The 9,757-nt window shown below is 66.4% G+C and carries 10 protein-coding genes; 9 read left to right on the top strand and 1 reads right to left on the bottom strand.

Annotated elements, in window-relative coordinates:
* The first annotated feature begins 165 nt into the window (after positions 1–165).
* The gene (locus AC1DWT_RS46860) at positions 166–669 is read left to right on the top strand and encodes a hypothetical protein (protein ID WP_477925882.1); all 504 of its coding nucleotides are present in this window, start codon (positions 166–168) and stop codon (positions 667–669) included.
* On the opposite strand, the gene AC1DWT_RS46855 is transcribed toward AC1DWT_RS46860, so the two are convergent.
* Positions 653–1,051, bottom strand: a complete 399-nt coding sequence (locus AC1DWT_RS46855; RefSeq protein WP_477925881.1) for a hypothetical protein — start codon at positions 1,049–1,051, stop codon at positions 653–655. The genes AC1DWT_RS46860 and AC1DWT_RS46855 overlap by 17 nt on opposite strands.
* 356 nt (positions 1,052–1,407) lie before the next feature.
* Between AC1DWT_RS46855 and AC1DWT_RS46850 the strand changes: the two genes are divergently transcribed.
* The 8 genes from AC1DWT_RS46850 to AC1DWT_RS46815 all read left to right on the top strand — a co-directional run.
* A complete protein-coding gene (locus tag AC1DWT_RS46850) occupies positions 1,408–3,222 on the top strand; it encodes an MFS transporter (protein WP_477925880.1) in 1,815 nt (604 codons plus the stop codon).
* 56 nt (positions 3,223–3,278) lie between these two features.
* Positions 3,279–3,710 carry a nitroreductase/quinone reductase family protein gene (locus tag AC1DWT_RS46845; protein ID WP_477925879.1) on the top strand — a complete coding sequence of 144 codons (432 nt, stop codon included), beginning with the start codon at positions 3,279–3,281 and terminating at the stop codon, positions 3,708–3,710.
* A gap of 119 nt (positions 3,711–3,829) precedes the next feature.
* Positions 3,830–5,269 (top strand): family 43 glycosylhydrolase, encoded by a 1,440-nt coding sequence (locus AC1DWT_RS46840; protein WP_477925878.1) that lies wholly within the window; start codon positions 3,830–3,832, stop codon positions 5,267–5,269.
* 184 nt (positions 5,270–5,453) lie between these two features.
* The gene (locus AC1DWT_RS46835; protein ID WP_477925877.1) at positions 5,454–6,878 is read left to right on the top strand and encodes an NAD(P)/FAD-dependent oxidoreductase; all 1,425 of its coding nucleotides are present in this window, start codon (positions 5,454–5,456) and stop codon (positions 6,876–6,878) included.
* Positions 6,875–7,252: a cupin domain-containing protein gene (locus AC1DWT_RS46830; RefSeq protein WP_477925876.1), complete on the top strand. Its 378-nt coding sequence runs from the start codon at positions 6,875–6,877 to the stop codon at positions 7,250–7,252. Before AC1DWT_RS46835 ends, AC1DWT_RS46830 begins: the two co-directional genes overlap by 4 nt.
* A 76-nt stretch (positions 7,253–7,328) precedes the next feature.
* Complete coding sequence (locus AC1DWT_RS46825) at positions 7,329–8,855, top strand: APC family permease (protein WP_378435924.1); 1,527 nt, start codon at positions 7,329–7,331, stop codon at positions 8,853–8,855.
* A 112-nt stretch (positions 8,856–8,967) separates the two neighbouring features.
* Positions 8,968–9,429, top strand: a complete 462-nt coding sequence (locus AC1DWT_RS46820; protein ID WP_124391986.1) for an Lrp/AsnC family transcriptional regulator — start codon at positions 8,968–8,970, stop codon at positions 9,427–9,429.
* On the top strand, positions 9,426–9,757 hold a 332-nt coding region (locus AC1DWT_RS46815; protein ID WP_477925875.1), incomplete at its 3' end, for an aminotransferase class III-fold pyridoxal phosphate-dependent enzyme. The genes AC1DWT_RS46820 and AC1DWT_RS46815, both read left to right, overlap by 4 nt.

Raw genomic sequence — 9,757 nt, 5'->3', positions numbered from 1 at the left:
CGTCAATACGTAGCGAAGAAATGCCCGCCCCCACAGCGGGGGTGAATTTCGGCAGCGTCAATACGTAGCGAAGAAATGCCCGCCCCCACAGCGGGGGCGCGTCTGTCCAATGCTCCGCGATCGATTTGCGGATGGACAGGGCGCGTGGGTGGCACCATTGACCCCGTGACCAACCGCCCGCTCGACGATGTAACCCACCGCAGTCGCCTGCGCCGTCTGCGTGCAGCGTGGCGGAAGAAGCTCGATCCGAGTGAGCAGTCCGCGGTCGTGTCGTGGGCGGCGTTCACGGCGACGTTCGCGGGGATGCGGGCGTTGACTCACTGGATCAGGCGTGGGCACGGTCCGGCAGGGGGCGGGTTGAGTCTCCACGGCCGCCATTTCCACCATTACAATCTCGGCATCGCCGCACTGGCCGGGGTGGGGGCCGTGGCGGTGCGCGGCTCCGAGAAGCAACGCCGGCATCCGACGGTCCCGATTTCGTACGGTGTCGGCACCGCGCTCATCGTCGACGAACTGGCGCTGCTGCTCGACCTCGAAGACGTCTACTGGGCGAAGGAGGGGCGGACGAGCGTCGACGCCGCGGTGGTCATCATCGGACTCGGCGGACTGATGACCGCGGGATTCGAGTTCTGGCCCGCCGCCCAGCGGGCGCTCACGGAACCGACGTAGACGGCCGTATGCACGACAACCGGGCGGTCCCCCACGGCTCGATGTCGTAGACGGGGATGCAGTCCAGGCCGCGGGCGCGTGCACGCTGCACCACCGCCGCATCCGCCGATGGGCACGTGCCGTCGGCAACGGCCTCGGTGACGATCGCGCACACCACGTCGCCGCGGAATTCGCGGACGGGTTTCAACCCCTGCTCCACCGTCCAGTGCCGCACGGCAGCCCAGTGCGTCACCTCGGTGACGGTGGACGGGTTGCCGATGAACAACACACTCCGTATCGCGTTCCGTCCGCCCGACGCAGGCGATGCCTGCATCTGAATCTCCGCCTCAGTGCACCACTCGGATGCCAATTCGGCCAGGGTCGTGCTCGCAATCGTCGACATCTTCCTCATCCTGTTGCCGGCCCCCGGATGAAGATCATCCTGTCGCAGATCGGGCCTCACGACTGTCCCCCGATCGGGCCGAGAACCGGATGATTCGCCTGTCCCCCGATCGGCCGACGGTGACGTCACAGCGCCTGGGGCTGCGGGGCCGATGGAGACGTCGTATCATCCAAAGTTGATCCACGTCGCTCGGCGGAACCGATTGAGCGACACCGACATAACGGACAAACCGGGCATTCCAATCGGGGGATGCCGCGGTCGGCCGATTGCCCACCACAAAGAACATGCAACAACCGAACACTTTGCCTTCCATTTACTTACTTTTGAAAACTATGAAAACCGAGAGGTGAAATTCCTTGGTCTCGCAGACGCAGGAACCTGCCGTCCCGAACGATGAACGCACCACGGCGCTCGACGAACTCGACCCGCACTACAAGTGGATTGCGTTGTCGAACACCACCCTCGGCATGCTGGTGGCCACGATCAACTCGTCAATCGTGCTGATCGCACTCCCCGACATCTTCAAAGGCATCCACCTCAACCCGCTCGAACCCGGCAACACGAGCTACCTGCTGTGGATGATGATGGGCTTCCTCGTCGTGACGGCCGTGCTCGTGGTCAGCTTCGGACGGCTCGGCGACATGTTCGGCCGCGCCCGGATGTACAACATGGGTTTCGCCGTGTTCACGATCGCCTCGATCTTCCTGGCAGTGACATGGTTCGACGGCTCCGAGGCCGCACTGTGGCTCATCGGGTGGCGCGTCGTCCAGGGGGTGGGCGGCGCCTTCCTGATGGCGAACTCGTCGGCAATCCTCACCGACGCGTTCCCCGCCGATCAGCGCGGGCTCGCGCTCGGCATCAACGGTGTCGCCGCGATCGCCGGATCCTTCCTCGGCCTGCTCATCGGCGGCATCCTCGCGCCGATCCACTGGAACCTGATCTTCCTGGTCTCGGTCCCGTTCGGCGTGGTCGGCACGATCTGGGCGTACCTGAAACTCCGCGACACCGGCGTCCGCCGGCACGCCGACATCGACTGGTGGGGAAACGTCACGTTCGCCGTCGGATTGATCGCCGTCCTGGTCGGCATCACCTACGGCATCCAGCCGTACGGCTCCTCGTCGATGGGCTGGACCAGTCCGCTGGTGCTCTGGTGCCTCGTCGGCGGTCTCGCCGTCCTCGCGGCCTTCTGCGTCATCGAGACGAGGGTCGCCAATCCCCTGTTCAACCTGCACCTGTTCCAGATCAAGTCGTTCACCTGGGGCAACATCGCCAATCTGGTCGCGTCACTCGGCCGCGGCGGACTGCAGTTCATCCTGATCATCTGGCTCCAGGGCATCTGGCTGCCGCAGCATGGCTACGACTACAGCCGCACTCCGCTGTGGGCGGGCATCTACATGCTGCCGATGACCATCGGATTCCTGATGTCGGCGCCGGTGTCCGGGGTCATCTCYGACAGGTTCGGCACCAAGTGGTTCACCAGCGTCGGCATGTTCATCACCGCGGGAACCTTCGGATTGCYGATCGCCCTGCCGGTCGATTTCGAGTACTGGGCCTTCGCCGCGATTCTGCTGATCAACGGCATCGGAATGGGCATGTTCTCCGCGCCGAACCGGGCAGAGGTGATGAACAGCCTGCCCGCCGACGCGCGCGGCGTCGGCGCGGGCATGATGACGACGTTCCAGAACGCGGCGATGGTGCTGTCGATCGGATTCTTCTTCAGTCTCATGATCGCCGGACTCAGCTCCAACCTTCCGGCGGCGATGAGCGACGGACTGATGGCGAACGGAGTGCCCGCGGCGCAAGCCACCCAGATCGCGAACCTGCCCGCCGTCGCAGTCCTGTTCGCGGCATTCCTCGGCGTCAACCCGATTCATGAACTGCTCGGACCGAACCTGTCCGCACTCAGCGAGCAGCAGCAGGCACACCTGACCGGCCTGGACTTCTTTCCCCAGCTGATCTCGGGACCATTCGCCGACGGCCTGGCAATGGCGTTCGCGTTCGCGATCGTCGCCTGCGTGATCGGGGGAATCGCCTCGCTGCTCACCGGCCCGCAGAAGAACCCGACGGCCGACGAGCCGCAGGAGTCGGTCGGCGCGGAACTCGCCGGAATCGCCGGCGAGGCGGGAATCGGCCCGAGCGAACTCGTCGACGAGCAACCAGCGGTGCGGTGAGGTGAGGTTCGGCGGAGCCGGCCTCCGCCGGGCGCCGACCTCGTTACGCTGACACCATGCCTTCGGACCGCGGACTCAAGTTCATGAACGCCCTACACCGCGCTGTCCTGCGCATCACCGGCGGGCGAGTTGGGAAGAGCTTCGGCAAGATGCCTGCGGTGGAGTTGACCACCGTCGGCCGCAAGACCGGGAAGGTGCACAGCGTCATGCTGACCGTGCCGGTGACCGAGGGCGACACCCGTGTCGTCGTGGCCTCACGCGGCGGCGACGACCGCCACCCCGCGTGGTTCCTCAACCTGCAGGCCAATCCGGTGGTCCAACTCTCGGTCCAGGGGCAGCCCGCACAGTCCATGCGCGCCCGCGTGGCAAACCCCGAGGAGCGGGCCCGTCTGTGGCCGCAGGTGACCGCCGCCTACAAGGGCTACGCGGGCTACCAGAAGCGCACCAGCCGCGAGATCCCTCTGGTCCTGCTCGAACCGACGAGCTGACACCGCCGGCAGAACACGGTTCGGTTGCAGTCCGGCATCGCGAGCCGGATCCACTCTTGACCTCCACCTCACCCTTATAGATTGACGCATTCCGGGCGGGCGAGGTTTGGGAGTGACGTGTGAACACTGACGATGCTGCGCCGCGCAGGTCCCCCGTCCGGCACCTCCCACGGCGCGGAGGGATCGTGACGGCCCTGACGCTCCTCGTCCTCATGGTCGCGCCGGCCCCGACCGCGACGGCCGACGCGATCGTGCAACCTGTGGCCGCCGACCCGAGCGTCGTCCGCGCCTCCGACGGCATGTTCTACATGTACACCACCGCCGACGACTGGGGCGACGGCCAGGGCATGCACAACATGTCGATCTTCAAATCCGCCGACCTCATGGACTGGATGTACCTCGGCGACGTCTTCCCCGACCGGCCTGCGTGGCATCCGGACGGCAAGCTGGCGTGGGCCCCGAACGTCCTCGAATCCGACGGCCGCTACAGCCTCTACTACTCGCTCTACGACGAGGCGAATCCCTGCATCGGTCTCGCCACCGCCGACAGCCCCACCGGACCGTGGAACGACCTCGGCCGGCCCGTCTTCTGTGCCCACGACGTCGGCGTGGGCGGCACCATCGACCCGTTCGTGTGGGACGACGGGACGACGAAGACGATGTTCGTCGGCAACTTTCAGGGCGTCCACGCGATCCCGCTCAGCGCGGACGGGACCGCGGCGGCCGGCGAACCCGTACGCGTCGCCGACGAACGCTTCGAAGGCCCCTACGTCGAATTCCACGACGGCTACTACTACCTGTGCCTCTCGGCAGGCAACTGCTGCAACGGCGCCGACACCGCCTACCGCGTCCTCGTCGGCCGGTCCGAGTCACTCACCGGGCCGTACCTCGACCGGAAAGGGCAGGACCTCAACGACGGTGGCGGTGCGCTCATCCTCGCCGGCAGCGAACCGTGGGCCGGGCCGGGCCACAACACGGTGGTCTCCGACGACGCGGGCGCGGATTGGATCGTGTATCACGCCATTCCGCGCGACAACCGGGATCTACCCAGCGGAGCCCTGCGCCGCGAAGGGATGATCGACCGGATCGTCTGGGCGAACGGCTGGCCCGAGGTCGGCGACGGTTCACCGGCGTCGACCGGGCCTGCGAACCCCGACACGGATCTGCCGGTGCGGGTCACGCTGCGCGCCGACTCCGACACGACGCTGCCCGGGGACGGCGGGACCATCGACGCCACCATGCTCGTCGAGGCACCCGATGATCGCCCCTACACGGGCCAGGTGTGGGTGAGCGCCGTGTCGCCCGACAACCGGACCAGCGATCCAGTCTTCGGACCGATCGACGTCGACCTTCAACCCGGCGAGGTCCTCGAGGAGGCCGTCACGTACACGGTCCCGGGCGATGCTGTCGCGGGAACGTACTACGCCTACGCCTTCGCGGGCAGCTACCCGGACGAGACCGTCGAATTCGGCACGATCCACGCCGTCAAGTCCGGCGACGAGGCGAGGATCAGCCCGGTCCGCTCGGTGTCGCTGCACCTCGGCAAGCTCGCACGCTGACGGCCGGCGGTTCGGCGCCGGCCGATCCAGACAACCGATTCGGTTCCCAAACCCGATATCGACCACGGAATCAGTAACGATTTTCCTCATTTGCTATTGAAATAGTGGCGACGCCACGTCAGGATGGATCACGGTGACGTGCCTCACACGTCACCTTCGGTCAGTCCATCGACAAAGGTGCTACATGCTGCAGACAGTGTTCGAGAAGCAACAACCGAACGCCACGGTTGTCGACCATGCGCTCCGGCGCACCCGGTTGGCACCGTTCTGGATCGAGGACGTCGCCGACACCCCCACCTACCCGGCCGCCACGGCCGACGCCGCATACGACCTGGTGGTCGTCGGCGGCGGCTACACCGGACTCTGGAGCGCGCTCCTCGCCAAGCAACGCCACCCCGAACTGTCCGTCGCCCTCGTGGAGGGCGAGACGATCGGGTGGGCCGCATCCGGCCGTAACGGCGGATTCGTCGAGGCCAGCCTCACCCACGGCAGCGAGAACGGCCGCCGACGCTGGCCGGAGGAGATCGACACACTCGAATCGCTCGGCCTCGAGAACCTCGACGCCATCGAGAAGACGGTCCACACCCTCGGCCTGGACTGCGATTTCGAACGGAACGGCGCCATCTCGGTCGCCATCGCCGACTACCAGGCCGAGGAAGCGCTCGGCACCCCGCCGAGCGCGACGACCGCGGTGCTGGACGGGCCCGCGATGCGCGCCCAGGTGAACTCGCCGACGTATCTGGCCGGGGTGTGGGACAAGACGTCCACCGCGCTGGTGCATCCGGCCAAGCTCGCCACCGAACTCGGCCGGATCTGCGCCGAGCACGGCGTCGAGATCCACGAACACACCAAGGTTCTCGACCTCGTCCGCTCCCGCTCGTCGTCCCGGGTGGGCGTCCGGACGGCGCGCGCGACCCTGTCGGCGGACCGAGTGATCCTGGCAACCAACGCCTTTCCGTCCCTGCTGAAGCGGTACCGGCTGCACACGGTTCCGGTGTACGACTACGTCCTCATGACCGAGCCGCTGTCCGAAGCCCAGCTCGCGGAGGTGGGATGGTCTGCCCGCCAGGGCATCTCCGACATGTCCAACCAGTTCCACTACTACCGGCTCACCCGGGACAACAGGATCCTCTGGGGCGGATACGACGCCATCTACCACTTCGGGCGCGGCCTGAACCACGACCTCGAAGACCGCCCCGAGTCCCACAGGAGGCTCGCGCGGCACTTCTTCACCACGTTCCCCCAGCTTGAGGGCCTCGAGTTCACGCACAGGTGGGGCGGCGTCATCGACACGTCGACGCGCTTCTGCTCGTTCTTCGGGTCCGCAGCCAAGGGCCGGATCGCCTACGCTGCCGGCTTCACCGGTCTCGGCGTCGGCGCCTCCCGCTTCGCGGCGAACGTCATGCTCGACAAGGTCGCCGGCGAGAAGACTGCCCTGACCGAGTTGGCCCTGGTGAAGGACATACCTCTCCCCTTCCCGCCGGAACCGCTGGCGGCAGCGGGCATCAACGCCACCCGCTGGTCGCTCGACCGCGCCGACCACAACGAGGGCCGACGGAACATCTTCCTCAAGGCCCTCGACGCCGTCGGCCTGGGATTCGATTCGTGACCGCCGTCCACACCGACGGGTCCTGGCGTTCCGGCCCGCACACCGCGGCTCGGACCGCCGATCTCACCTACCACCGCCTGCCCGGCGACCAGGTCGTCGGTGAGGGAGCGCCGATGGTCGGCGAACGAGTGCTCGGCGACTTCGCCGGGGTCACCGTCGGCGTCTGGGAAATCGAGCCCAGCGTCTCGTGCGACGTCGAGATCGACGAGGTGTTCGTGGTGCTCAGCGGCGACGCGACCGTGCAGTTCGAGGACGACACCCCGGATCTCGACCTCGGTCCCGGAAGTGTCGTGCGCGTGCGGGCCGGTCAGAAGACCCGGTGGATCGTGCGCGACACGCTGCGGAAGATATTCCTCGCCGCGCCGGCCATGTAGCCACGAAAACCACTGCACCCCTTAACCACACCTGCCCGGGCACTCAAACCCACAGCCACACCTCGAGGGAGTACGAATGAGCATTGCCGAACCACCCCCCTTGAAGACCCAGACCCCCGATCCGCTCGGCCCCGCGAAGGGGCTCAACAGCGGCGCACTGGGATTGATCGGCAACACGGTGATCGGGCTTTCGTCCGTCGCGCCGGCCTACAGCCTCGCCGCGACGCTGGGGTACGTCGTGCTGGCGGTCGGCGAGAAGGCGCCGTCGATGTTCCTCGTCGCCTTCATTCCGATGCTGCTCACGGCGTTCGCCTATCGCGAGCTGAATCGGGACACCCCAGATTGCGGGACCTCGTTCACGTGGGGCACCAAGGCGTTCGGTCCGTGGGTGGGCTGGATGGCGGGGTGGGGGCTCGCCGTGTCCGCGATCATCGTCCTCGCCAACACGGCGGAGATCGCCGCGATCTACCTGTTCGAGGTTCTCGGGTTGCACGCGGCGGCCGAGTCGCTCGCCGCGAAGGTACTGCTGGGATGCTTCTTCATCGCGGCCATGACGTACGTCAGTTTTCGCGGCATCCTCATCAGCGAACGGCTGCAGAACGTCCTGATCGCCGTGCAGTTCGCCGTCCTCATCGGTGTCAGCGTCCTCGCGCTGTCGAAGGTGTTCGGCGGCACCGCCGGCCCGCAGGCAGTCACCCCGCAACTCGACTGGATCATCCCTACCGGTGTCTCGATGTCCAGTGCCGCGCAGGCGATCATCCTGTGCATCTTCATCTACTGGGGGTGGGACGCCTGCCTCGCCGTGGGTGAGGAGACGAAGGATTCCGAGCGGACACCGGGCCGGGCCGCGGTGCTCACCACGGTCATTCTCGTGGCCACGTATGTGCTGGTCGGATACGCGGTCCAGTCGTTCGCCGGGTTCGGCGACACCGGGATCGGACTGAACAACCCCGAGAACGTCGACGACGTGCTGACCACCCTGGGCGGGCCGGTCGCGGGGCCGGTGGCCGCGTCGCTGCTGCTGCTGACGGTGTCGATCTCCGCGCTCTCCTCCACCCAGACGACCATCCTGCCGACGGCGCGCGGAACGCTGTCGATGGCGGTCTACGAGGCGCTGCCGAAACGGTTCGCGTCCGTGCACCCCCGATACATGACACCCGGCTTCGGAACCCTCGTCATGGGGGCGGCGGCGCTGCTGTTCTACCTGGTGCTGTCGTTCGCCAGTTCCAACGCGTTGCAGGATTCGGTGGCCTCGCTCGGGCTCGCGGTCGCGTTCTACTACGGCATCACCGCGTACGCCTGCGTCTGGTATTTCCGGCGGACACTGTTCGACTCGACCCGGAATCTGTTCATGCGCGGCATCTTCCCGCTGCTCGGGGCCCTCTGCATGACGTGGGCCTTCGTTCAGAGCGCAGTCGACATGCTACGTCCCGACTACGGATTCACCGCGTTCGGCCCGTTCGGTGGCGTGTTCGTTCTCGGTGTCGGAATGCTGGTCGTCGGAATCCCCCTGATGTTGCTGTGTTTCGCCACCGGCACCGGGAACTTCTTCCGCGGCCGCACCCTCACCGCCGACACGGAAGTGAAGGTGCCCGAGCAATGAGCGGCGAAGCCACCGGAAAGAGGCGATAGTTTCCGACAATGTCCGAGCCAAGTGCTTTCGACACAGTGAGCACCGATTGTCTTCGACACAGTGAGCAAGGGAGGATTCGACCATGTCTGAGCAGCCCGCGTCTCTCGATCCCGTGTCCAAGCAGATCATCGAGCAACTTCAAGAGGATGGACGACGGTCGTACGCGGCCATCGGTAAGGTCGTCGGATTGTCGGAAGCGGCTGTACGCCAACGCGTGCAGAAGCTGATCGACACCGGCGTCACCCAGATCGTCGCGGTCACCGACCCCGTTCAAGTGGGATTCTCACGCCAGGCCATGGTCGGGATCCGCTGCTCGGGTGACGTCACCGAGATCGCCGCCCGGCTCGCCGACGTCGACGCCATCGACTACGTCGTGTTGACGGCGGGCGCCTACGACATCCTGGCCGAGATCGTGTGCGAGAACGACGACCACCTCCTGACCGTGCTCAACAAAGAGATTCGCACCATCCCCGGCGTGCTCGGCACCGAGACGATGGTGTACCTGAAACTTGTCAAGCAGCAATATGATTGGGGAACCCGATGACTACGGAAACCACCTCCTCGCGCACGTCAGCGCAGCTCGAAGCGTCCGCCCGCCGCCATCTGTGGGGGCATTTCTCCCGGCACGGGGACAACATCACCCCGCCGATCATCACCCGCGGCGACGGCGCCCGGATCTGGGACTCCACCGGTAAGAGTTACCTCGACGGACTGTCCGGGCTGTTCGTCGTCCAGGCCGGGCACGGCCGGGCCGAGCTCGCCGAGGCCGCCGCCAAGCAGGCCGAACAGTTGGCGTTCTTCCCGCTCTGGTCCTACGGAGGCCGCCGCCAAGCAGGCCGAACAGTTGGCGTTCTTCCCGCTCTGGTCCTACG

It is taken from the genome of Rhodococcus sp. P4_B6, assembly GCF_056402215.1.
The sequence above is the reverse complement of the archived record's forward strand: the minus strand, read 5'-3'. Positions and strand labels throughout refer to the sequence as shown.